The sequence below is a fragment of the Klebsiella sp. BIGb0132 genome (genome assembly GCF_024810075.1).
GTDB classification, from domain to species: domain Bacteria; phylum Pseudomonadota; class Gammaproteobacteria; order Enterobacterales; family Enterobacteriaceae; genus Klebsiella; species Klebsiella terrigena.
This window is the reverse complement of the sequence record NZ_JANUDW010000001.1, coordinates 1,060,157-1,082,619: the sequence shown is the minus strand read 5'-3', so window position 1 is coordinate 1,082,619 and position 22,463 is coordinate 1,060,157. Positions and strand designations below refer to the sequence as shown.

The following is a 22,463-nucleotide window of genomic DNA, read 5'->3' as shown; positions in this document are numbered from 1 at the left end:
GCTCGCCCCTCGTCGCCGGCAACAAACGCATCTGCGGCTTGAAGTCGGGCGAGCATAAGTGTAAAAGGTGCCCCTTCACTAAAAATGACAGGGGATCGACGTGAAAGACGCGTCAACTCAGTCGGATACCGTAGAACACGGCGGCCCGACGCTTCATCGCGGTTTACAGAACCGACATATCCAGCTCATCGCCCTCGGCGGCGCTATCGGCACCGGCCTGTTTCTCGGCATTGGTCCGGCGATTCAAATGGCGGGACCGGCGGTTCTGATTGGCTACGCCGTCGCCGGGATCATCGCCTTTCTGATCATGCGCCAGCTTGGCGAAATGGTTGTTGAAGAGCCGGTATCCGGCTCGTTTGCCCACTTTGCCTATAAATACTGGGGCCCGTTTGCCGGCTTTCTTTCCGGCTGGAACTACTGGGTCATGTTCGTGCTGGTGGGCATGGCGGAGCTGACCGCCGCCGGCATCTACATGCAGTACTGGCTGCCGGACGTGCCGACCTGGGTGTGGGCCGCGGTCTTCTTTATTATCATCAACGCCGTTAACCTCGTGAACGTGCGCCTGTACGGCGAGGCGGAGTTCTGGTTCGCGCTGATTAAGGTGCTGGCAATTGTCGGGATGATCGGCTTCGGCCTGTGGATGCTGTTCGGCGGCCACGGCGGCAGCAAGGCGGGATTCGATAACCTGTGGCGTCACGGCGGCTTTCTGGCTACCGGCTGGCACGGCCTGGTGATGTCGCTGGCGGTGATTATGTTCTCCTTTGGCGGCCTGGAGCTTATCGGTATCACCGCCGCGGAAGCGCAGAATCCTGAAAAGAGCATTCCGAAAGCGGTGAACCAGGTGGTCTACCGTATCCTGCTGTTCTATATCGGTTCGCTGGTGGTGCTGCTGGCGCTCTACCCGTGGGTGGACGTGAAATCTGACAGCAGCCCGTTCGTGATGATTTTTCATAATCTCGACAGCAACGTGGTGGCTTCCGCGCTCAACTTCGTCATCCTGGTGGCCTCGCTGTCGGTTTACAACAGCGGCGTCTATTCCAACAGCCGGATGCTGTTCGGCCTGTCGGTGCAGGGCAACGCGCCGAAGTTTCTCGCCCGGGTCAGCAAGCGCGGCGTGCCGGTCAACTCGCTGATCCTCTCCGGGGTGATCACCTCCCTGGTGGTGCTGCTCAACTACCTGCTGCCGCAAAAGGCGCTGGGCCTGCTGATGGCGCTGGTGGTGGCGACGCTGCTGCTGAACTGGATAATGATCTGCATGGCGCATCTGAAATTCCGCGCCGCGCAGCGTCGTAAGGGACGCGAGTCGAAGTTCAAAGCGCTGCTGGCGCCAGGCGGAAACTATCTCTGTATCGCCTTCCTGGGGCTGATTCTGGTGCTGATGTGCACGATCGACGGAATGCGCCTGTCGGCCGTTCTGCTGCCGGTGTGGATCCTGTTCCTGTTTGTGGTCTTCAAGCTGCTGCGCCGTCCGGCGTAACGCCCGCGGCTCCGTCGTCCGACGGAGCCGTAATCCTTTATTGTGATCTTCTTCGCGCTTAGCGCATTTGCTTAAGGATCTTCATTTTGTAATCGATTACTTTGTTAATTGAGCGGTTTTGTAATCGATTACTTTTTGAGGGCGGTCAAAATGGTATCAACAGCTGAAGGTCGTGAAAGTGTTCGCGTGCAGCACCGGTTTCTGGTGCCGCGCCTGTCGTTAATGATGTTTATGCAGTTCTTTATCTGGGGGAGCTGGTCGGTCACCCTCGGCCTGGTGATGACGCGCTACGATATGGCGCTGCTGATCGGCGATGCGTTCTCCGCCGGGCCGATTGCCTCCATTTTATCGCCGTTTGTGCTGGGGATGCTGGTCGATCGCTTCTTCCCGTCGCAGAAGGTGATGGCGGTGATGCACCTGGCGGGGGCGGCGATTCTGTGGTTTGTCCCGCAGGCGCTTGTCGCGCAAAACGGCGCGCTGCTGATCGGCCTGCTGTTTGGCTATACGCTGTGCTATATGCCGACGCTGGCGCTGACCAATAATATCGCTTTCCACAGCCTGGCGAACGTCGATAAAACCTTTCCGGTGGTGCGCGTCTTCGGCACCATCGGCTGGATTATCGCCGGGATCTGCATCGGGGTGACCGGTATTTCCAACACCACCGCCATCTTCAGCCTTGCGGCGCTGTGCTCGGTGGTGCTGGCGCTCTACAGCCTGACGCTGCCCCATACGCCGGCGCCGGCGAAGGGGATGCCGGTAAAGCTGCGCGATCTGCTCTGTGCCGACGCCTTTGCGCTGCTGAAAACGCGCCACTTCTTTATCTTCTGCCTGTGCGCCACGCTGATCTCCATTCCGCTGGGGACCTACTACGCCTACACCGCCTCATACCTGGCGGATGCCGGCGTGGCTGACGTCAGCACCGCGATGTCGTTCGGCCAGATGTCGGAAATCGTCTTTATGCTGGTGATCCCGCTGCTGTTCCGCCGCCTCGGGGTGAAATATATGCTGCTGGTGGGGATGCTGGCGTGGTTCGTGCGCTACGCCTTCTTTGCCCTCGGCGTCAGCGAAGAGGGGCGCTTCCTGCTCTATCTCGGCATCCTGCTGCACGGCGTGTGCTACGACTTTTTCTTCGTCGTCGGCTTTATCTATACCGACCGGGTGGCGGGGGAGAAGGTAAAAGGCCAGGCGCAGAGCATGATCGTGATGTTCACCTACGGCATCGGCATGCTGCTCGGTTCGCAAATCTCCGGCGCGCTGTATAACCAGCTGGTTGCCGGACAGGCCGTACCGCAGGCGTGGGTCACCTTCTGGTGGATCCCGGCGGTTGCGGCGGCGGTTATCGCACTGATTTTCCTTTTCTCTTTCCAGTATAACGAGAAAGAGCCGCGCTAATTTTTTCGGAGGTGGTGATGAGAACTATCAAGGGGCCGGGCATCTTTCTGGCGCAGTTTATCGGCACGCAGCCGTCGTTTAACACCCTCGACGGGCTGGCGGAGTGGGCCGCGGGGCTGGGCTATCGGGCGCTGCAGATCCCGTGCAACCATCCGGCTATCTTTGACCTCGAGCAGGCGGCGGCGAGCCAGACCTACTGCGACGAGGTTAAGGGACGGCTGGCGGCGCACGGGCTGGTGATTAGCGAGCTCTCTACGCATCTGGAAGGGCAACTGGTGGCGGTACATCCGGCCTACGACGCGGCGTTTGACGGCTTCGCGCCCCCCGCGCTGCGCGGAAATCCGCAGGCGCGGCAGCGCTGGGCCTGCGAAAAGCTGCAGCAGGCGGCGATCGCCTCCGGGCGCTTAGGCCTGACGGCGCACGCCACCTTCTCCGGGGCGCTGGCGTGGCCCTATTTTTACCCCTGGCCGCCGCACAACCCGCAGCTGCTCGAGGAGGCGTTTAGCGAGCTGGCCCGCCGCTGGCGGCCGATCCTCGACGGCTTTGACCAGCAGGGAGTGGATCTGTGCTACGAAATTCATCCTGGGGAAGATCTGCACGATGGCGTGACCTTCGAGCGTTTTCTGCAGCTGGTGGATAACCATCCGCGCTGCAATATGCTCTACGACCCCAGCCATCTTCATCTGCAGCAGATGGACTACCTGGCCTATATCGACATCTATCATCAGCGGATAAAAGCCTTTCACGTCAAGGACGCGGAGTTCCGCCGCGACGGCCGCTGCGGCGTTTACGGCGGCTACCAGAACTGGCTTCAGCGGGCGGGGCGCTTCCGCTCGCCGGGGGACGGGGAGATCGATTTTAAGCGGATTTTTAGCAAGCTCACCGAGTACGGCTATGCCGGCTGGGCGGTGCTGGAGTGGGAATGCTGCCTGAAAGAGGCGGAGGCCGGCGCCCGCGAGGGCAGCGAGTTTATCCGCCGCCATATCATTCCGGCCTCCGGGCGCGCGTTTGATGATTTTGCCGCCGGAAGCGAGGTCCAGGGATGATCCAGGTTGGCATTATCGGCAGCGGGTTTATCGGTCCGGCGCATATTGAGGCGCTGCGCCGGGTGGGCGATATTGAGGTGGTGGCGCTGGGCGACCACAGCCTGGCGCAGGCCGAGCAGAAGGCCCGGCAGCTGAACGTGGCCCATGCCTACGGCAGCGTCGAAGACCTGCTGGCGCATCCGGGCCTGCAGGTGGTGCACAACTGCACGCCGAACCATCTGCATGCTGAGATTAATCGCCAGATCCTGCGCGCCGGGCTGCACGTCTTCTCGGAAAAGCCGCTGTGCATGCGACCGGAAGAGGCCCACGAGCTGGTGGCGCTGGCGGAAAAGGCCGGGGTGGTGCACGGCGTAAGCTTTGTCTACCGCCAGTTTGCGATGGTCCAGCAGGCGGCCAGCATGATCCGTGAGGGGCTGGTCGGGCGGCTGTTTTCGGCGCACGGCAGCTATTTGCAGGACTGGATGCTGCTGCAAACCGATTACAACTGGCGGGTGGAGTCGGCGCTGGGCGGGGCGTCGCGGGCGATGGCGGATATCGGCTCGCACTGGTGCGATACGGTGCAGTTTATGACCGGACGCCGCATCACCGAGGTCATGGCCGACCTCTCGACGGTGTGGCCGACCCGCCGGGCGGCTTTGCAGGGCGATGCCACCTTCAGCCAGCAGGGCGACGGTCGGGGCGACGAGGAGCGGGCGGTGGATACCGAAGACCGGGGATCGGTGCTGGTACGCTTTGATGACGGCAGTAAAGGCTGCTTCAGCGTCTCGCAGGTGAGCGCCGGCAGGAAGAATCAGCTGACGGTTGAAATCAGCGGCAGCGCCTGCGCCCTGGCGTGGGATCAGGAGATCCCCCAGCGGCTGTGGGTCGGCCAGCGCGACCGGCCCAATCAGACCTTCAGCGATGACCCCTCCCTGATGCAGCGCGACGTTGCCGCCAGCGCCCACTTCCCCGCCGGCCACATTGAGGGCTGGCCGGACGCCTTCAAAAACATGATGCTGAGCTTCTACCAGGCGGTGCGGGCCGGGGCGATGCCGGATGCGCGCTCCCGGCGGTTCGCTTCGTTTTATGAAGGGGCGGACGTGATGTATATCGTTGAGGCTATTTTGCGCAGCCATCAGCAGCAGCGCTGGGTCAGCGTAGAGCGGTAGCGAGGGAGATGCGCCACCTCGGGTGGCGCACTGCCGGGCTATTTCACGCCGAGATAACCATCGAGATAAGCACCGGAAAGCTCGCGGCCAAACAGCCGGGCGTCCTTATCCTCCATCGATGAGCTCCACTTATCGTCCGCCTTACCGTCAAAAGAGTGCTCGGTCTTCGTCCCCTGGCTGGCCTGCTGCTTAATCTGCTCGGCCCGGCTTCTGGCATCGCTTTCACTCATTCCCGCCGCGCGATCCGCTTTGCCGAGCTGATAGATTTTGCTGAACGTCGGCAGATTTAAGCGGTAATTATCCTGGACATTGACGGCAAAGTTGCCGCCGACAAAATCGGAGCGGTGGGAGACAAAATAGTAGGCGTGGCGTTCGGGCGAAGGCTTTGAGGCGCTGCAGCCGGAAAGAAGGGCCGCCGCGCAGCCGAGAGCGATAATCGTTGATTTTAATTTCATTGGTAACATCATCCCTAATTATGAGTTTATTAACTTATTGAAAATATAATAATTATATATTTATCGAAGGCGCAGCTAACGCACCGCTGGCGTCTTCTTTGAGCCCTATTTTGCATAAAAAAAAGACAGCGTAAACGGTCGAAGATAAGAGCCCTGATAATTGATAGTTTTCACCGCGGCTAGCCCGGCGAAGGATTTTACGCCCCGGGCGGGCCATCGCGCCGCTCCCGACGATGCTGGATGCCTGCGGCACGCTCATTTATGATAGCCTGCGTCATATTACGCTTATCGCAGGAAGTGCAGCCCCTATGTCAATTCAGAAAATTGCTCGTCTGGCGGGCGTCTCGGTGGCGACGGTATCGCGCGTGCTCAACAACAGCGAGACCGTTAAAGCGAAAAACCGCGAGCGCGTGCTGCAGGCAATTGCGGAAAGCAACTATCAGCCCAATCTGCTGGCCCGCCAGCTGCGCACCGCCCGCAGCTACATGATCCTGGTGATGGTCTCAAATATCGCCAATCCCTTTTGCGCTGAGGTGGTGAAGGGGATAGAAGAGGAGGCCGAAAAGCACGGGTATCGTATTTTGCTCTGCCACTCCGGCTCCGATTTGGCGCGATCGACCTCCGGGCTGCAGCTGCTCTCCGGGAAAATGGTCGATGGCGTGATTACGATGAACGCGCTCGCCAGCCTGCCGGAGCTGACCACGCTTATCGGCGACGCGCCGTGGGTGCAGTGCGCCGAATACGCCGACGCCGGCAATATCTCCTGCGTGGGGATCAACGATCTTGACGCGGCGCAGGGGGCGGTGCTGCGCCTGGCGCAGAGCGGTCGCCAGCGAATCGCCCTGATCAACCACGACCTGAGCTATCGCTACGCCCGCCTGCGCGAGCGCGGCTATAAAAGCGTGCTGCACGTGCGGGATCTCAGCTATCAGCAGGTGGCCTACGCCAGCGATCTCAGCGCGGCGGCCGGAAAGGCGGCGATGGAAAGCCTGCTGGCGGCGAAAGAGCGGCCTGATGCGGTTTTTGCGGTGGCGGATTCGCTGGCCGCCGGCGCGCTGCGGGCCATTGCCCAGGCCGGGCTGCGGGTGCCGGAAGATATCGCGGTGATCGGCTTTGACGGCACCGAGCTGGCGGAGATGGTCTCGCCGCAGCTGACCACCGTTGAGCAGCCGTCGCGCGATATTGGCCGCACGGCGGTCACCCTGCTGCTGAAGAAAATTGATAACCCGACGGCGCAAGCCGAGCGGGTGATGATGGACTGGCGCGTGATTACCCGCGCCAGTACCTGAGGTCAGGCGCCGATACGCCCGGCCAGCGAGCGAATGTCGTTGCCGGTAGGCGACTGGTGAATGCGCAGGCCAAACTCGTCGACCACGGCGAAGATGTGGTCGAAAATATCGGCCTGAATGCTCTCATACTCCGCCCACACCACGGTGCTGGTGAAGCAGTAGATCTCAATCGGCAGGCCGTTGGCGTCCGGGGCCAGCTGGCGCACCATCATCGTCATATCTTTACGCAGCCGCGGATGGTTGCGGAGATACTCCTGCAAATAGGCGCGGAAGGTGCCGATATTGGTCATCTTGCGCAGGTTCAGCACCGAGCGATCGGCGGCGTTTTGCTGATTCCACAGGCTGATTTCCTCATGCCGCGAGTCCATATAGGGTTTCAGCAGCTTCGCCTGGACTAAACGCTGCTGCTCCTGCTCATCGAGAAAATGGATGCTGGTGGTGTCAATATTCAGGCTGCGCTTAATTCGGCGACCGCCGGAGGCCGACATGCCGCTCCAGTTCTTAAAGGAGTCCGAAACCAGCGACCAGGTCGGCACGGTGGTGATGGTGTTATCCCAGTTGCGGACTTTGACCGTCGTCAGGCCGATATCGATAACCGCGCCGTCGGCGCCGTATTTCGGCATCTCCAGCCAGTCACCGAGCTTGAGCATGTCATTGGCGGAGAGCTGGATACCTGCCACCAGGCCGAGAATCGGGTCCTTAAACACCAGCATCAGGACCGCGGCCATGGCGCCAAGACCGCTAATCAGAATGGCCGGCGACTGGCCAATCAGCAGCGAAATCACCAGAATCCCGATGATAATGGCGCTGACCAGCTTTATGCCCTGGAATATGCCCTTCAGCGGCAGCTGCGATGCGGTGGCGAATTTTTGCGAGAGGTTGAACACTACGTCCAGCAGCGAAAAGAAGGACAGCAGGGCATATACCATCACCCACAGCTGAGCGCAGGTGGTTAATATCTCCGCGGCTTCGCTGCCTTTTTGCAGCCACAATACCGCCTGCACGTTGACGATAATACCCTGAAGGGTAAAAGCCAGCCGATGAAACAGCTTGTTCTGGGTAATGATCTGTAGCCACAGGTGGCTGCTGGCCTGCGCGCGCTTTTCGAAGGTCCTCAGTACCACCTTGTGCAATATTAAATGAACCACAATGGCGGTCAGAAAAATAATGCCGAAGATAATAATGAGCGAGGTTGTCGGGGTAATTTTGATGCCGGCTGCGGCGATTTGCGATATTAATTCCTGCATAACGTCTCCTTTACATCCAGCGGTTATGATGACCGCTGGATGTCTATTATGCAAATCTCCGGCTACGCGCCGATGAATTATGAGGCGGCAACCAGCGGGCGAATATTCAGATGATGGCGCAGGCGCAGGGCGATGGCGCCGAGCAGCAGCATCATCACCACCTCAACCGCCAGAAAGTCGATCAGCGCCAGCGCGTAGTCGCCGCCGCTGCGCCGGGCGAGGGCCAAAAAGAGCGAACCGAGCAGCGCCGGGCCGAGCCCCAGCGAGGCCTGCTGCAGGGTGCTGAGGATCGCGCTGCCGGCTCCGGCATCGCTGGCGCTAATGTCGCGCATCCCGATACGGTAAAAGCTGTTGACGATCAGCGCCTGGCCGTAGCCGACCAGCGCGGTAGCGGGCACCAGCGCCAGGGCCGAGGTGCGGATGCCGAAGTGATAAAAGGTCGCCATCAGCAGCAGCAGGCCGATAATCTGCACCGTCAGGCCGATCAGCAAAATCCGCCCCATGCTGTAGCGGGCAATCAGCTTGGGCGCGTACAGCGCGGAGACGAAATAGGCCACCCCAAGGGCGATAAAGCTGTTGCCCGACTGCCACGGCGCCATGCCCATACCGGCCTGCATGGTCAGCGCCATGCAGAACATAAACCCGGACCAGGCGCTGAAAAACAGCAGGGCGGTGGCCATGCCGAAGCGAATGCTGGTGAGTCTGAGCAGGCGCGGAGGCAGCAGCGCCTGCTCGCCGCGGCGCTGTTTGCGCAGCGCGCTCGCGCGCATCCATACCAGCAGCGGCAGCACCGCCGCCAGCATCAGCTGCAGCGTCCACGGCCAGTGCAGCTCCGGCCCCAGCGCCATCGGGAACAGCAGGCAGCAGAGGATCAGCGCCAGGCTGAAGGTGCCCTGCCAGTCGATTGTCGAGTGGCCTTCGCGCCGCGTTTCCGGCACGTAGCGCTGGCTAAAGGCCAGCACCAGCAGGCAGATCGGCACGTTGATAAAGAACGCGTTGCGCCAGCCCAGCCCGGCAATATCCGCCGAGACCAGCCAGCCGCCGCCCATCTGGCCGACGATAAACGCGATCCCGCCGATACCGCCGTAGAGGCTGATGGCGCGCGCGTGGGCGCTGCCCTTCAGGGTGACGTGCAGGGTGGCGAGGATCTGCGGGACGATCAGCGCCGCCCCGGCGCCCTGTAGTGTACGCGCCGCCAGCAGCTCGCCGATGGAGCTGGCCATCCCGCAGAGCAGAGAGGCGACGCCGAACAGCGTCACGCCCCACATAAACAGGCGCCGGCGACCGTAGTTATCGCCGAGCTTGCTGCCCATCGCGAGGCACACCGCAAAGGCGACGCCGTAGAGCGCGACGATCAGCTCCAGCTGGGTGGCGCTGGCGTCCAGCGAGCGGGTGATGGAATCCAGCGCGACGTTGGTGATCGAGGTATCGATCAGCGGCAGCATCTGACCGGTCAACAGCAGAAATAAACCGGCGCGGCCGGGTGAAACAGCAGACGAATTCATTGGATCTCTCCATTGCGTCATTCAGCGGATGGTCGTAGCATCAACGATAAATTAAACGGGTACCAGTTCCTGCTTATACTGGTATTGGCACTACCATGCTGGAGGTCATATGACCGTAATGCCGCAACGCGCGCCGCTGCCGGTCGCGCCCGACGACAGCCGTAAGCAGCTGGGCGCCTTTCTGCGCGCCCGCCGCGAGAGCCTCGATCCGCAGCGTCTCGGCCTGCCGCGCGTCGGGCGGCGGCGTACGCCCGGCCTGCGCCGCGAAGAGGTGGCGATGCTCGCTGACGTCGGCGTCACCTGGTACACCTGGCTGGAGCAGGGGCGGGACGTTAACCCCTCGGAATCGGTGCTGGTTGCGGTGGCGAATGCGCTGCAGTGCAGCCCGCTGGAGACCCGGCACCTGTTCGTGCTGGCGGGAGTGACGCCGCCGGAAACCGCGCAGGTGACGGTGTGCGAAGGGATAAGCCCCGGCACCCGGCGGATGCTCGACAGCCTGATGCCGCAGCCGGCCAGTATCCAGAAGCCGAACTTCGATATCGTGGCGTGGAACGAGAGCTTCTGCCGCCTGATGGGCCTCGATTTTGCGAGCCTCCCGGAAGAGGACCGCAACTGCATCTACCTGTATCTGACCAACGAAACCTGGCGCAGCCGGATTGAAAACCGCGACGTGCTGGCGACCTTTGTCTCCTATTTCCGCGCGGCGATGGCCGAGCATCGAGGCGATCCGCTGTGGGAAAATAAGCTGGCGCGATTTTTCGCCGCCTCGGCGGAGTTTGAGTCACTGTGGCACCAGCGCTACGAGGTCCGCGGCGTGGAGAATCAGGTGAAGAACTTCAACCATCCGCAGCTGGGACGCTTTAGCCTGCAGCAGATGTACTGGTACTCGGCGCCGCGCAACGGCTCGCGGCTGCTGGTCTATCTGCCGATGGATGAGGCCGGAGAGCGGGCGCTGGCGTGGCTGGACAATCAGGGCTGAGAGGGCTTCGCCTGCCGCCGCTCCGTGCCGGCAGGCCGCGGCGCGCTTTCCGTGTCATACTGACGCGATATTGCCGTAGGGATATGACTATCAATGAAAGTGACGCGCAGACAGGAAAAGATTATTCGCGCGGCCGTGAGCCGCTGGCGGGAAGATAACGTTATCGACGAGCGGATGCAGCAGCATTTAAACGCGCATCTAGTTCGTTCCCCCTTCGACTGGCAGCGCCTGAGCCGCTACGCCTTCTGGACGGCGCTGGCCTGCCTGCTCATTGCGCTGGGCAGCCTGTTCGCCGATAGCGACGCGATCGCCTGGCTGGTGAGCCTGTTCAGCGACTCGGCGCTGGCGCGTATTGCCCTGCCGACGGTGATTGCCCTGGCGTGTTATGCCTGGGGCTTTCGCCGCCAGCGGCGAGAAGCGCAGTGGCACTACAGCACCGAGGCGATCCTCTTTACCGGCGTTGTGTTTACCGCGGTGGCGCTCTGGCAGCTCGGCGTGCGGCTGGATGACGGCAGCGGCCATATTGCCCCGCTGTTCCTCGTCGGCTGCGCAATTTACGGCGCCATTGGCTACATCGGCCGCTCCGGACTGGTATGGCTATTTTTTCTGCTGGCGCTCGGCAACTGGTTCGGGGCGGAAACCGGCTATGTATCAGGGTGGGGCGCTTACTGGCTGGGTATGAGCTACCCGATTCGCTTCGTGCTGTTTGGCGGCGCGCTGCTGGCGCTCTGTTTTGCGCTGCAAAAGCGGCTGCGCCAGCGGCGGCTGTTTAGCGTCAGCAAGGCGACGGGCCTGACCTATCTGTTTATTGCGCTATGGATTTTGTCGATTTTTGGCAACCACGATCTGGATAGCTGGTACGGTCTTTCGCCGACGCAGCTGCTGCCGTGGGCGCTGCTGTTTGGCGTGGCGGCGGCTCTCAGTATCGCTATTAGCCTCAAAACCGATGACGGCATGCTGCGGGGGTTTGGCCTGACGTTCCTCGCCATAAATCTCTATACCCGCTTTTTCGAGTATTTCTGGGGGAGCATGCATAAGGTGGTGTTCTTCCTGATTCTGGCGGCGTCGCTGGCCGTGCTCGGCCGCTACGCGGAAAGAATCTGGCACGCCGGCGAGCGGCGTGCCGGGGGCGATTAAATTTCGGTAATGGTGGTCGTCTGCGGCAGGCGTGATTTTGGCAGCGCGGCGTTGAAATCTTCGACGCTATGATGGCCAACCGGCACCACCACCAGGCTGGTATAGCCCTGCGCCTTGAGGCCGAACTCAGCATCCAGGATGGCGAAATCGACGCCTTCGATCGGCACCGCATCGAGGCCCATCGCGGCGACGCCGAGCAGGAAGTTGCCGACGTTCAGATAGACCTGTTTGCCCATCCAGTGGCTGGCGTCGTTTAGATCTTTGCGGTGCATATCGGCGAAGAAGGTGCGGCCCTTGTGGTTACCCGCTTTGGCTTCCGGCGTCGCGAAGCGGCCGTCGGCCTCCTCCTGGTCGACCACGCGCTCCAGCCAGGCATCGTCCAGCTCGGTTTTGGCGCAGAAAACAACCACGTGGGACGCATCGAGAATTTTACGCTCGTTGAACACGTAGGTGCCGCTGGCCGCCTTCGCCACCCGCGCTTTGCCTTCGTCGGTGCTGGCAACGATAAAGTGCCACGGCTGGGAGTTGGTGCTCGACGGGCTGAACTGCAGCAGCGTTTTCAGGTTTTCCGCCTGGTCTGCGGTCAGTTTCTTGCTGGCATCAAATGCCTTGGTGGAGTAGCGTTTTAGGGCGACGGCAACGATATCCATAACTCTTCCTCAGGTTTGATCTCAAGATAATTTGAGTTTACAGCCCCTTACGGAGCGTTCAGTGAAGGAAGAGTACAGCGATGCCGGGGAAATGATAAGAGACAAAAATGCGATAACACTTATCGCGCTGCGCTGAAAATCATTCAGGGCGCAGCCGCTGCTGGACCTTTTTCGGCAGTTTGTTCACCACCTGGTTCCACGAATCGTCAATCAGCTCCGCCAGCAGATCTTCGCTGATATCGGCGCCGGGAACCACGGTAATCCAGTGCTTCTTGTTCATGTGATAGCCCGGCTCAATGCTGCGATAAATCTCCTGATTGAGCAGTGATTTTTGCGGCTCGGCCTTGAGGTTCACCAGCGCCCGGCCGCGAACGTGGGTGGTCAGCATAAAAATGCGTCCGCCCACTTTGAACACGTCGTACTCCGGGCCGAACGGCCAGCAGTGCTCGGTAAACGGGTAGGTCAGCGCGATTCGCCGGGCGCTGTCGTGCAGTGAGGCGGGGGTCATCAGGCGGTATCCTCATGCAGCGCCTGCCACATGGCCTCAAACCCGAGTGCGATCAGCTCCCTGGCGCGGTTCGGGTCGTGGCTGGCAAATTCGATGGTCGTTTCCGCCAGCGACAGAAACAGCGCGTCGCAGAAGGCGCGATAGGCGTCGCTCTGAAAGATAGCTTTGATCGATAGCTGGCACATATTGTTGAGCTCGGGAAACATCTCTTTAACGCGGGTGCGCGTTTCGTCGGTGATCCTTTCGCTAAGCGCCATTCGACGGATGGCCTTGTGCTCCATCGGGTTGCGGATACCCCAGTCGATGTAGCCGTTCCAGATATTGCGCGCGTTCTCTTTTGGCCGCGTCTCGTTCGGCGTCAGCCCGGCAACCATCGACTCCACCAGGCCCGATTTGATAGAGAGGTACAGCTCGTTGAGCAGATCGTCCTTGGTGGCGAAATAGCGGAACAGCGTCCCCTCGGCAACCCCCGCGCTGCGGGCTATGGCCGACGTTGAGGCGGCAATACCTGACTGGGCGAAGGCGGCGGTTGCGGCCTCCAGTAACGCCTGCTTTTTATCTTCACTCTTAGGACGAGCCACTGCGCTTTACCTCACACGTAATTAAACCCGGATCTAAGCATGCCTGGTGATGGCACTGCAACGGTGTATGTCAAAAATTGAAAATCGTCTTGACGACTTTCGTCTTCTTCCTAATAATGAGTGCTTACTCACTCATAATCAAGTCTTATAGCAAAACCTTTGGGTCAGTCAGAGGGTTTCGCCTGGTCCGAATATGAATCCTGTCATCGTCAGCGTGGTCGCCATCATGTTATTAGCCTCAGCAACAGCTTTACCGTTTGTGTTAAATGCCGGGTTTGGTAAGGCGCCACAGGGCGCACAGCTTAGCCTCGTTGAACAATCGCCGCACTATCATGACGGCCAGTTTCACAACCAGCTGCCGACGCCGAGCTTTACCGGGCAGAAAAATATGCTGGCCGCGATGTGGGATTTTCTGGTGACCAAACGCGAAAACGCCAGGCCGCAGCAGCCGCTGCCGCTGGTCAATACCGATCTTGCCAGCCTGCCGGCGGGGGAGGACGCGATGGTGTGGCTCGGCCACTCCTCCTGGTTTTTGCAGCTGGCGGGCAAACGCATCCTGATTGACCCGGTCTTCAGCAGCTATGCCGCACCGTTCTCGTTTATCAATAAAGCCTTCCCGGGCGACTACCCGTGGCGCGCGGAGCAGATGCCGGAAATCGATCTGCTGATTATCTCGCACGACCACTACGACCATCTCGATTACGCCACCATCAGGGCGCTGATGCCGAAAGTTAAGCGCGTGGTTACGCCGCTGGGCGTCGGCTCGCACCTGCGCTACTGGGGAATGGACGGGGCGATTATCAGCGAGGCGGACTGGAACGAGTCGGTGAAGGTCAGCGGTGAGCTCACCGTGCACGTCCTGCCGGCTCGTCACTTCTCCGGGCGCGGACTCAAGCGCAATCAGACGCTGTGGGCCAGCTTTATGCTGGTGACGCCGCAGCAGAAAATTTACTACAGCGGCGATAGCGGCTACGGCCCGCATTTCAAGGCCATCGGCGAGCGGTTTGGCGCGGTAGATCTGGCGATTATGGAAAACGGCCAGTACGACCAGGACTGGAAATATATTCATATGATGCCGGATGAGACGGCGCAGGCAGCCGACGATCTCGGCGCTCGCGCGGTATTACCGGGACATGCCGGGCGTTTCGTGCTGGCAAAGCACAGCTGGGACGACCCCTATAAACGGCTGACTGCGGCCAGTGAAAAGCGGGCATGGCGTTTGCTGACGCCGATGCTGGGCGAGCCGGTTTGGGTCGCCGATAAGACACAATCATTTAATGCCTGGTGGCGGTAATCGCCAGTGTGGTTTAAGAGGAGAGAGGACTTATGACTATTTCCGCTCAGGTGATTGAGACTATCGTCGGGTGGATTGATGACAATTTGCATCAGCCGCTGCGTATTGACGATATTGCTCGCCACTCCGGTTACTCAAAATGGCATCTGCAACGACTGTTTTTACAATATAAAGGGGAGAGTCTGGGGCGCTATATCCGCGAGCGTAAGCTGCGGCTGGCGGCGCGCGACCTGCGCGACACCGACCAGCGGGTTTACGATATCTGCCTGAAATACGGCTTTGATTCGCAGCAGACTTTTACCCGCATCTTTACCCGGACGTTTAACCAGCCGCCGGGCGCCTACCGCAAAGAAAACCATCACCGCGCGCATTGAGACGCATCCGCCGGGGGAGACCGGCGGATGCTTTTCTTACCAGGCGTAGTTGACCGTCGCCGTTACCGTCCGACCAATACCGTAGAAACAGGCGCTATCGCTGGCGCAGGATGCGACGTATTTGGTATCGGCGATATTATTGACGTTAAACTGCACCTTCGCCCCCTGCAGGCGCGGGCTAAGCTCGCCTAACTCATAGCTCACCATGGCGTCATACAGATCCACCGCCGGCACCTTGAAGGTGTTTTTGGCATCACCGTAGCTGGTGCCGATATAGCGCATGCCGACCCCGGCGGTCAGGCTTTTCAGCGCGCCGCCCGGCAGCGTATAGCTGGTGAACGCCGACGCCATATGCGTCGGGATGCGCGCCGGCGTTTTCCCTTCGGTTCCCGCCACGGTGGTGCTGACGGTTTCGGCGTCGGTCCAGGTGTAGGAGGCAATCAGGTTCAGGTTGTCGAATACCGTGGCGTGGGCCTCGGCCTCAATCCCTTTCGAGCGCACCTTGCCGCTGTTTTCAAACCAGCCCGCCGCGCTGTTGTAGGTGGCGACGTTGCTCTGCGTCAGGTCGTACATCGCGAGAGTCATCAGCGCATTCTGGTTTGGCTGATACTTTAGGCCGACCTCCACCTGCTTGCCCTCGCTCGGGTCGAAGGGACCCACCCCCGGCGCCCGGTTGGTTTGCAGGTTAGGTTCAAAGGAGGTGCTGTAGCTAATGTACGGAGAGAGGCCGAAATCAAAGGCGTAGAGCAGGCCGGTGCGCCAGGTGAACTTGCTGTCGTTTTTCTGGCTGCGGCTGGCGTCGGTAAAGTCGGTCGTTCGCACCTCCGCCCAGTCGTAGCGCCCGGAAAGCAGCAGCTCCCAGCTCTCCCAGCTCAGCTGATCCTGCAGGTAGACCCCCACCTGGTCGAGATTCTGCTGCTCGTCGCTGGCGGTGCTGAAGGTACTTTCGTCGACGTTCACGCCGTACGCCGGATGGCGCCAGTCGATATCGTACTGCGCGCCGCCGGCGCGGCCGAGGTACTGTTTATCCTTGCTGGTCTTATAGTCCAGCCCGCCGATGACGGTATGCGCCAGCTGGCCGCTGGTAAACTGCGCCTCAAGCTGGTTATCAATGCCGAACTCATCGGTCTGGCGCTCCTCGCGCTGGGCGCGGCGCGACAGTACCGAACTGTTGGCGTCGCTGGTGGTGTACACCAGATAGCGATACTTCTGCTTGATGGTGGCGTAGCGGGCGTTCTGGCGCAGCGTAAAGGTGTCGTTGAGCTGATGCTCAAACTCATAGCCGATCGCCGTTTGTTCGCGCCACGACTGGTCATAGTTAGGATCGCTGACGTTAAAATCGCGCGGAATATAGCTCCCGTCGACGCTGCTGACGGTGCCGTAGCGCGGGAGGAAGTTGCGGTAGCCGGCATCGGGATCTTTTTGATAGCTGGTGAGCAGCGTGAAGCGGGTGGCCTGGTTGGGATACCAGGTCAGCGCCGGCGCAATCGCCATCCGCGTCTCTTTATAGTCGTCAACCTGGTTATTCTGCGTGCGGGCGATACCGTTCAGGCGATACAGCAGGCTGCCGTCATCGCTCAGCGGGCCGCCGAAATCGAAGGCGCCTTCGGCGAGATGGTTGTTGCCGGTGCGGAACTGCACCTCGTGAACCGGCTGGGCGGTGGGGCGTTTGCTGGTCATGCTGATAAGCCCGCCGGGGTTGACCTGACCAAACAGCACCGAGGCCGGGCCGCGTACCAGCTCCACGCGCTCCAGCAGCCACGGGTCAACGGTGCCGGTTTGCGAGGAGGCGGTGGCGCCGTAGCTCAGGCCATCGAGATACTTTGGCACGTAGCTGAAGCCGCGCACGAAGACCTCGTCGTTGCGGTTGGACGACCCGCGATACTCGGTAAAGACGCCGGCGCTGTAGCGCAGCGCCTGGGATACCGAGGTGACGTCGAGGGCCTGCATCTGATCGCGGGTGACCACCGAGACCGACTGCGGAGTTTTGATAAGCTCGGCGGCGGTTTTGGTAGCCGAGAGCGTTTTTGTCGCCACGATGCCCTTCAGCGGCGCGGTAGGATCTTCCCCGCTGCCCGCGGTGACCACCAGCGTCTCTTCCGCCGCCTGCACCTGCCCCGCGCAGGAAGCCAGCGCCATACCCGTGACCCAGAGTTTAGTTATCTTATTATTGTTAAACATATTTTTAGCTACATCCTTGGTTTTAATTGCCATAGAAACCCGTTTTTCCGCCAGGGGAAAATGTAACGTTCATCACCAACCATCCAGATGTTATTGCAAATCATTCCTATTTGCATTAGCGTTGGTAACAAATTTTTACAGGGATAATCGGGCAATGAAGATGGCATGGAGTGGTCTGCTGGTGGGGATGAGCGCGCTACCGGCGGCGGCAATGAACTGCGAGTCTCCCTCGCTGCAGGGAGAGCTGCAGGGAAAATTCGATGCCAGCGGTGAGGTCTGTTTTGACCTGCCGACGTTGGGGGAAAACTACGTCACCGCGACCCTCTCAGGCGTAACGGATGCCCGCCTGCTGGATGAGCACAACCGCCGCCTGCGCACGCTGCTGGCGGGCGGACCGGCGGACGGCGAGCAGACGGTGCTGTTTTCTCTGCCGGTCAACCGCCCCTCGGCGCTGGTGCTGCACGGCGAAGAGGGAGCCCGCTGGCGCTTTCAGTGGCGGATGAAGGAGACGACCGCGCTGGCAAAAAACCAGCCTCTGGACCCCGTTAGCCCGCGTCTGCAGCGTCTGACGAAGGAGCTGGCGGCGGGGGGCTCAACGGCAGGCTTCTGGCAGGAGCGCGAGCAGGAGGGAACGCCGATGGTTGAGGCGCTGGACGCCGGCCATAAGCGCGTTACCTTTCTGTGGCGCGGGGCGAGCCGCAACGTGTTTCTGCTGGGATCGCCGGCGGGCGATCACGATCCGCTGTTTCGTCTCGGCAGCTCCGACGTTTGGTTTCGCAGCTACGTGGTCCCGGCGGATACGCTGATGCAGTACAAGCTGGCGCCGGACGTGCCGGTAATTGACGGCAGCACGCGCGACCAGCGGCGGGCAATTCTGGTCAGCGCCCAGGCCGATCCGCTGAATCCGCACAGCGTTAACGCCGCCCGCGATCGCTGGAACCGCTATTCGCTGCTGGCTCTCAACCCGGCGCGTTTCTGCACCCCGCAGCGGATGGCGCAGCCGCTGCGCTACGGCACCTTGACCCGCCATCAGCTCTACAGCGACTTTTTGCACAACAGCCGGGAGGTGACACTCTATCGCCCGCGCCTGCCGCAGCCGGCGCGCTGGACCCTGATGCTGTTCGATGGCAAAACCTACCAGGATGAATACCACTTCGCCAACGTCCTCGATAGCCTGATCGCCAGCCACGCGCTGCCGCCGATTAACGTGGTGTTTATCGACAGCCTCGACCACCCGCGGCGGGCCAAAGAGCTGCCGCCCAATCCCTTCTTCGCCGACTTTATGGCCCACGAGCTGCTGCCCTGGCTGCGCCAGCAGGGGCTGAACCCGACGCGGCAAAAAACCGTGGTCGCCGGTTCAAGCTACGGCGGCCTGGCCGCTTCATGGGTGGCGCTACGCTATCCGCGCCAGTTTGCCAACGTGCTCAGCCTGTCGGGGTCGTACTGGTGGGCGCCGAAGGGCGAGCTGGCGAGCTGGCTGACGCGGCAGTACCAGCAGTCGCCGCGCTATCCGGTGCGCTTCTGGCTGCAGGCGGGCAAGTTTGAGACCTCGGGGCCGGACGGCGGGATTTATGCCAATACGCTGGAGTTCGAGCAGGTGCTGCGTGACAAAGGCTATCGCGTCAGCTTCCACCCCTCCTCCAGCGGCCACGACTATGCCGCGTGGTGCGAAGCGCTGGTGGCGGGGATGCGCGATTTCACCGGACTAACGCTCAAGGGAAAACCAGCGGCGCCAGACCCAGCGCAGCACCAGGTATTCAATCGCGCCCAGCGCTAAAAACCACAGGCAAAACAACAGGGTGTAGAACTGGTTGAGATCGAGCAGGTGAAAGGTCGCAACCAGCTTCTGCGCTAGCGTGAGCCCAAGGGAAGGGGCCGGCAGCAGCAGGCAGGAGAGCAGAGCCAGCAGCAGGATACCGGCGGCGGTGATCAGCGTTTCAAGCGGATGTTTCATTACTTGTTAATCGTCAGTTAAAAAACATATTGTCGGGTAAAATATTCTTTAACGCAATATTATTTCATCGGCTATTATTTACCCTTCGCTGTATTATATCTGATGCCTCATTTTTAATTTTCCTGTTAATTTAAATCGAGACTTTTGTGATTAATTTAATAACGCTTTAATGTAAATTAAAGTCATTATTAGAGCGTCGCCTTTACAAAACTATAGGTGCTGTAGCCCACCAGCGTGGCAATCAGGATAGCCAGCACAACGTACAGCGCCAGGCGGCGTCCGCGATAGATTTTAGTCATAATGGCCCTCGTTTAATATAGGTTTATTAATCTTCTGTAATAGTTGGTCTGAGAAACAACTTAACACATATTTTGAATTTTGCGAGAGATTAAAAATTGCCACTGGATAATCTCGCGCATCCCGTGAAATTATAATCTTTCATTGGCCAGAAATGATTTCAGGCTTTCCGCTTCACGGAATTTATAAGGAAAATTTATTTTGACCAAAAAGATAAATCCCCGTAATACGCCCCCTTCAGGCGAGGCCGCATCCCGTCAGGCTTATCAGCAGACCGTGGCTGAAGTTTTGGCGCAGCAAGAGAGTCATGTCGAGGGCCTGACCGCCGCCCAGGCCGCAGAGCGCCTGAAAACCTGGGGCCCTAACGCGCTGCCGGAAAAGAAAGGCAAGCCGGGCTGGCTGCGCTTTCTCGCGCATTTTAACGACGTCCTGATTTTTGTCCTGCTGGCTGCCGCCGCGCTCACCGCGATCATGGGCCACTGGGTGGATACGCTGGTAATTCTTGGCGTCACCGTGATCAACGCCCTGATTGGCCACGTGCAGGAGAGCAACGCCGAAAAATCCCTGCAGGGCATTCGCAACATGCTCTCCAGCGATGCGCGGGTGCAGCGCAGCGGCAGGCATGAAACCGTGGCGACCCGCGAGCTGGTGCCGGGGGATATCGTCATTCTGCGCGCCGGCGACCGCGTCCCGGCGGATATGCGCCTGATTGAAACCCACAGCCTGCGGGTGGAGGAGGCGATCCTGACCGGCGAGTCGACGGTGGTGGATAAGACCACCGACGCGCTGCAGGGCGAACTGCCGCTGGGCGACCGCACCAATATGCTGTTCTCCGGCACCACCATCAGCGCCGGTGCCGGCGTGGGCGTGGTGACCGCCACGGGCCAGCAGACCGAGCTCGGCCATATCAACCAGATGATGGCGGGGATTGAGAAGCACCGCACGCCGCTGCTGGTGCAGATGGACAAGCTCGGAAAGGCGATTTTCGTCATCATCCTCGCGATGATGGCCGCGCTGTTCATCTTTAGCCTGGCGCTGCGCGACATCCCGCTTGGCGAACTGCTGCTGTCGCTGATTAGCCTCGCGGTGGCGGCGGTACCGGAAGGTTTACCGGCCATCATCTCGATTATTTTATCCCTCGGCGTGCAGGCGATGGCGCGGCAGCGGGCAATTATCCGCAAGCTGCCGACCGTCGAAACCCTCGGGGCGATGACCGTCGTGTGCTCGGATAAAACCGGCACCCTGACGATGAACGAAATGACCGTCAAAGCGATCGTGACCGCCGACTGCTGCTACCGCGTCGAAGGCGACAGCTACGAGCCGCGGGGCGATATCTGCCTCGAAGGCAGCGACGAGCCGGTGCAGATTAAGCCGGGCAGCGTGCTGGAAACCTGGCTGCGGACCATCGACCTGTGCAACGACAGCCAGATTATCCAGGACGAGCGCGGGCTGTGGGGCATTACCGGCGGACCGACCGAAGGCGCGCTGAAGGTGCTGGCGGCGAAAGCGCAGCTGGCGCCGGTGGAAACGCGCCTGATTGCCAAAATTCCATTCGACTCGCAGTACAAATATATGGCCACCCTGCAGCAGATTGGCGACGAAGAGCGGGTGCTGATGACCGGCGCGCCGGACGTTATCTTCGCCATGTGCCGCCAGCAGATGAGCAAGCAGGGCGCGGTGCCGTTCGACCTGCAGTACTGGGAAGATGAGATGGCGCGCTTCGCCCGCCAGGGCCTGCGCATGGTTGCCGCCGCCGGCAAACCGGCGACCGCCGGCAGCACGACGCTGACCCACGATGACCTGAGCGCAGGCCTGGTGTTCCTCGGCATCGCCGGGATGATGGACCCGCCGCGTCCGGAGGCCATCGAGGCCATTCACGCCTGCCAGAACGCGGGGATCCGCGTGAAGATGATCACCGGCGATCACCCGCAGACGGCGATGAGCATTGGCCAGATGCTGGGGATCACCAACAGCAGCCAGGCGATGACCGGCTACCGTCTGGAGCACATGGATGACGCCGAGCTGGCACAAGCCGCCGTCGAGTACGATATTTTCGCCCGTACCAGCCCGGAGCATAAGCTACGGCTGGTGAAAGCCCTCCAGGATAGCGGCGAAGTGGTCGGGATGACCGGCGACGGCGTCAACGACGCGCCGGCGCTGCGTCAGGCCGACGTCGGCATCGCCATGGGGATCAAAGGGACGGAGGTCACCAAAGAAGCCGCCGATATGGTGCTGACCGACGACAACTTTGCCACCATCGCCAGCTCGGTCAAAGAGGGGCGTCGGGTCTACGACAACCTGAAGAAGACCATCCTGTTTATCATGCCCACCAACCTGGCGCAGGGGCTGCTGATTATCATCGCCCTGCTGGCGGGGAACATTATTCCGCTGACGCCGGTGCTGATTCTGTGGATGAACATGGCGACCTCCGCCACGCTCTCCTTCGGCCTCGCCTTTGAAGCCGCCGAGCGCAACGCCATGAACCGTCCGCCGCGTAAAACCGGCCAGCACGTGATGGACGCCTTTGCCGTCTGGCGGGTGGCGTTCGTCGGCACGATGATCGCCGTCGCCGCCTTTATCCTTGAGGCCTGGCTGGCGCCGCGCGGCCACAGCCCGGAGTTTATCCGCACCGTGCTGCTGCAGATGCTGGTGACCGCCCAGTGGGTCTATATGATCAACTGCCGCAGCAGCGACAGCTTCTCGCTCAACATGGGCCTGCTGCGCAATAAAGGTATCTGGCTGGTGAGCGGCGTGCTGCTGCTGATGCAGCTGGTCATCATCTACGTCCCGCTGATGCAGACGATGTTCGGTACCGAAGGGCTGCCGCTGCGCTACTGGTTTGTCACCCTTGCCATCGGCATGGTGATGTTCCTGGTGGTGGAGGTTGAAAAGCGCCTGACCCGCCGTTGGCGTAAAACCGCCTGAACCTTCGCGCTCCTCCCCTCCGGG

Annotated in this window: 19 protein-coding genes; 11 read left to right on the top strand and 8 right to left on the bottom strand. The window is 60.6% G+C overall.

Features of this window, described 5'->3' with window-relative positions:
* Window positions 1-100: 100 nt before the first annotated feature.
* The 4 genes from pheP to M2416_RS04970 all read left to right on the top strand — a co-directional run bounded on the left by pheP (window position 101) and on the right by M2416_RS04970 (window position 5,063).
* Window positions 101-1,477, top strand: coding sequence for a phenylalanine transporter (gene pheP, locus M2416_RS04985; protein ID WP_041144467.1), 1,377 nt, complete (start codon window positions 101-103; stop codon window positions 1,475-1,477).
* Between the two features lie 186 nt (window positions 1,478-1,663).
* Window positions 1,664-2,869: an MFS transporter gene (locus M2416_RS04980; RefSeq protein WP_166793768.1), complete on the top strand. Its 1,206-nt coding sequence runs from the start codon at window positions 1,664-1,666 to the stop codon at window positions 2,867-2,869.
* 17 nt (window positions 2,870-2,886) lie between these two features.
* A complete protein-coding gene (locus M2416_RS04975; protein ID WP_076944846.1) occupies window positions 2,887-3,915 on the top strand; it encodes a sugar phosphate isomerase/epimerase family protein in 1,029 nt (342 codons plus the stop codon).
* The gene (locus M2416_RS04970) at window positions 3,912-5,063 is read left to right on the top strand and encodes a Gfo/Idh/MocA family protein (protein WP_259222449.1); all 1,152 of its coding nucleotides are present in this window, start codon (window positions 3,912-3,914) and stop codon (window positions 5,061-5,063) included. Before M2416_RS04975 ends, M2416_RS04970 begins: the two co-directional genes overlap by 4 nt.
* Before the next feature lie 38 nt (window positions 5,064-5,101).
* Here the strand turns inward: M2416_RS04970 and M2416_RS04965 are convergent, their stop codons facing one another.
* Complete coding sequence (locus M2416_RS04965; protein ID WP_259222446.1) at window positions 5,102-5,518, bottom strand: Exc2 family lipoprotein; 417 nt, start codon at window positions 5,516-5,518, stop codon at window positions 5,102-5,104.
* 308 nt (window positions 5,519-5,826) lie between these two features.
* Between M2416_RS04965 and M2416_RS04960 the strand changes: the two genes are divergently transcribed.
* Window positions 5,827-6,807 (top strand): LacI family DNA-binding transcriptional regulator, encoded by a 981-nt coding sequence (locus M2416_RS04960; protein ID WP_076944849.1) that lies wholly within the window; start codon window positions 5,827-5,829, stop codon window positions 6,805-6,807.
* 2 nt (window positions 6,808-6,809) lie between these two features.
* Here the strand turns inward: M2416_RS04960 and M2416_RS04955 are convergent, their stop codons facing one another.
* Complete coding sequence (locus tag M2416_RS04955) at window positions 6,810-8,054, bottom strand: mechanosensitive ion channel family protein (protein WP_076944850.1); 1,245 nt, start codon at window positions 8,052-8,054, stop codon at window positions 6,810-6,812.
* Window positions 8,055-8,131: 77 nt separating this feature from the next.
* Complete coding sequence (locus M2416_RS04950) at window positions 8,132-9,559, bottom strand: MFS transporter (protein ID WP_259222444.1); 1,428 nt, start codon at window positions 9,557-9,559, stop codon at window positions 8,132-8,134.
* Between the two features lie 109 nt (window positions 9,560-9,668).
* Between M2416_RS04950 and M2416_RS04945 the strand changes: the two genes are divergently transcribed.
* Window positions 9,669-10,538 (top strand): helix-turn-helix transcriptional regulator, encoded by an 870-nt coding sequence (locus M2416_RS04945; RefSeq protein WP_259222443.1) that lies wholly within the window; start codon window positions 9,669-9,671, stop codon window positions 10,536-10,538.
* 174 nt (window positions 10,539-10,712) lie between these two features.
* Window positions 10,713-11,675, top strand: a complete 963-nt coding sequence (locus tag M2416_RS04940) for a DUF2157 domain-containing protein (RefSeq protein ID WP_374761784.1) — start codon at window positions 10,713-10,715, stop codon at window positions 11,673-11,675.
* Here the strand turns inward: M2416_RS04940 and nfsB are convergent.
* From nfsB to M2416_RS04925, 3 genes are all read right to left on the bottom strand, one after another.
* The gene (gene nfsB, locus M2416_RS04935) at window positions 11,672-12,325 is read right to left on the bottom strand and encodes an oxygen-insensitive NAD(P)H nitroreductase (protein WP_259222441.1); all 654 of its coding nucleotides are present in this window, start codon (window positions 12,323-12,325) and stop codon (window positions 11,672-11,674) included. The genes M2416_RS04940 and nfsB overlap by 4 nt on opposite strands.
* A gap of 139 nt (window positions 12,326-12,464) precedes the next feature.
* Window positions 12,465-12,833 (bottom strand): MmcQ/YjbR family DNA-binding protein, encoded by a 369-nt coding sequence (locus M2416_RS04930; RefSeq protein ID WP_076944855.1) that lies wholly within the window; start codon window positions 12,831-12,833, stop codon window positions 12,465-12,467.
* Window positions 12,833-13,414: a TetR/AcrR family transcriptional regulator gene (locus M2416_RS04925; RefSeq protein WP_076944856.1), complete on the bottom strand. Its 582-nt coding sequence runs from the start codon at window positions 13,412-13,414 to the stop codon at window positions 12,833-12,835. The genes M2416_RS04930 and M2416_RS04925 overlap by 1 nt, the downstream gene beginning before the upstream one ends.
* A gap of 193 nt (window positions 13,415-13,607) precedes the next feature.
* Here M2416_RS04925 and M2416_RS04920 point away from each other — a divergent pair, with 193 nt between their 5' ends.
* Both M2416_RS04920 and M2416_RS04915 read left to right on the top strand, forming a co-directional pair.
* Entirely contained in the window at window positions 13,608-14,708 is a 1,101-nt protein-coding gene (locus M2416_RS04920; RefSeq protein ID WP_259222439.1) for an MBL fold metallo-hydrolase, read from the top strand.
* A gap of 32 nt (window positions 14,709-14,740) precedes the next feature.
* Window positions 14,741-15,082 (top strand): RamA family antibiotic efflux transcriptional regulator, encoded by a 342-nt coding sequence (locus tag M2416_RS04915; protein WP_041144482.1) that lies wholly within the window; start codon window positions 14,741-14,743, stop codon window positions 15,080-15,082.
* A gap of 36 nt (window positions 15,083-15,118) precedes the next feature.
* Here the strand turns inward: M2416_RS04915 and M2416_RS04910 are convergent, their stop codons facing one another.
* Entirely contained in the window at window positions 15,119-17,263 is a 2,145-nt protein-coding gene (locus tag M2416_RS04910) for a TonB-dependent siderophore receptor (RefSeq protein ID WP_076945469.1), read from the bottom strand.
* Between the two features lie 154 nt (window positions 17,264-17,417).
* Between M2416_RS04910 and M2416_RS04905 the strand changes: the two genes are divergently transcribed.
* Window positions 17,418-19,040, top strand: a complete 1,623-nt coding sequence (locus tag M2416_RS04905; protein ID WP_259222437.1) for an alpha/beta hydrolase-fold protein — start codon at window positions 17,418-17,420, stop codon at window positions 19,038-19,040.
* Here M2416_RS04905 and M2416_RS04900 read toward each other — a convergent pair.
* Window positions 18,969-19,217, bottom strand: a complete 249-nt coding sequence (locus M2416_RS04900) for a DUF1158 domain-containing protein (RefSeq protein ID WP_045854375.1) — start codon at window positions 19,215-19,217, stop codon at window positions 18,969-18,971. The two genes, M2416_RS04905 and M2416_RS04900, sit on opposite strands and share 72 nt — an antisense overlap.
* Window positions 19,218-19,715: 498 nt before the next feature.
* On the opposite strand from M2416_RS04900, the gene M2416_RS04895 reads away from it, so the two are divergent.
* A complete protein-coding gene (locus tag M2416_RS04895; protein ID WP_259222435.1) occupies window positions 19,716-22,439 on the top strand; it encodes a cation-transporting P-type ATPase in 2,724 nt (907 codons plus the stop codon).
* The last annotated feature ends 24 nt before the right edge of the window (window positions 22,440-22,463 follow it).

Excerpts from the sequence above, each read along its gene's own strand:
- M2416_RS04975 (WP_076944846.1), top strand. The coding sequence starts at position 2,887 with ATGAGAACTATCAAGGGGCCGGGCATCTTTCTGGCGCAGTTTATCGGC.
- M2416_RS04930 (WP_076944855.1), bottom strand. The coding sequence starts at position 12,833 with ATGACCCCCGCCTCACTGCACGACAGCGCCCGGCGAATCGCGCTGACC.
- M2416_RS04910 (WP_076945469.1), bottom strand. The coding sequence starts at position 17,263 with ATGTTTAACAATAATAAGATAACTAAACTCTGGGTCACGGGTATGGCG.
- M2416_RS04940 (WP_374761784.1), top strand. The coding sequence starts at position 10,713 with ATGCAGCAGCATTTAAACGCGCATCTAGTTCGTTCCCCCTTCGACTGG.
- M2416_RS04900 (WP_045854375.1), bottom strand. The coding sequence starts at position 19,217 with ATGAAACATCCGCTTGAAACGCTGATCACCGCCGCCGGTATCCTGCTG.
- M2416_RS04970 (WP_259222449.1), top strand. The coding sequence starts at position 3,912 with ATGATCCAGGTTGGCATTATCGGCAGCGGGTTTATCGGTCCGGCGCAT.
- M2416_RS04905 (WP_259222437.1), top strand. The coding sequence starts at position 17,418 with ATGAAGATGGCATGGAGTGGTCTGCTGGTGGGGATGAGCGCGCTACCG.
- M2416_RS04915 (WP_041144482.1), top strand. The coding sequence starts at position 14,741 with ATGACTATTTCCGCTCAGGTGATTGAGACTATCGTCGGGTGGATTGAT.
- M2416_RS04950 (WP_259222444.1), bottom strand. The coding sequence starts at position 9,559 with ATGAATTCGTCTGCTGTTTCACCCGGCCGCGCCGGTTTATTTCTGCTG.
- M2416_RS04920 (WP_259222439.1), top strand. The coding sequence starts at position 13,608 with ATGAATCCTGTCATCGTCAGCGTGGTCGCCATCATGTTATTAGCCTCA.
- M2416_RS04945 (WP_259222443.1), top strand. The coding sequence starts at position 9,669 with ATGACCGTAATGCCGCAACGCGCGCCGCTGCCGGTCGCGCCCGACGAC.
- M2416_RS04965 (WP_259222446.1), bottom strand. The coding sequence starts at position 5,518 with ATGAAATTAAAATCAACGATTATCGCTCTCGGCTGCGCGGCGGCCCTT.
- M2416_RS04955 (WP_076944850.1), bottom strand. The coding sequence starts at position 8,054 with ATGCAGGAATTAATATCGCAAATCGCCGCAGCCGGCATCAAAATTACC.
- nfsB (WP_259222441.1), bottom strand. The coding sequence starts at position 12,325 with ATGGATATCGTTGCCGTCGCCCTAAAACGCTACTCCACCAAGGCATTT.
- M2416_RS04960 (WP_076944849.1), top strand. The coding sequence starts at position 5,827 with ATGTCAATTCAGAAAATTGCTCGTCTGGCGGGCGTCTCGGTGGCGACG.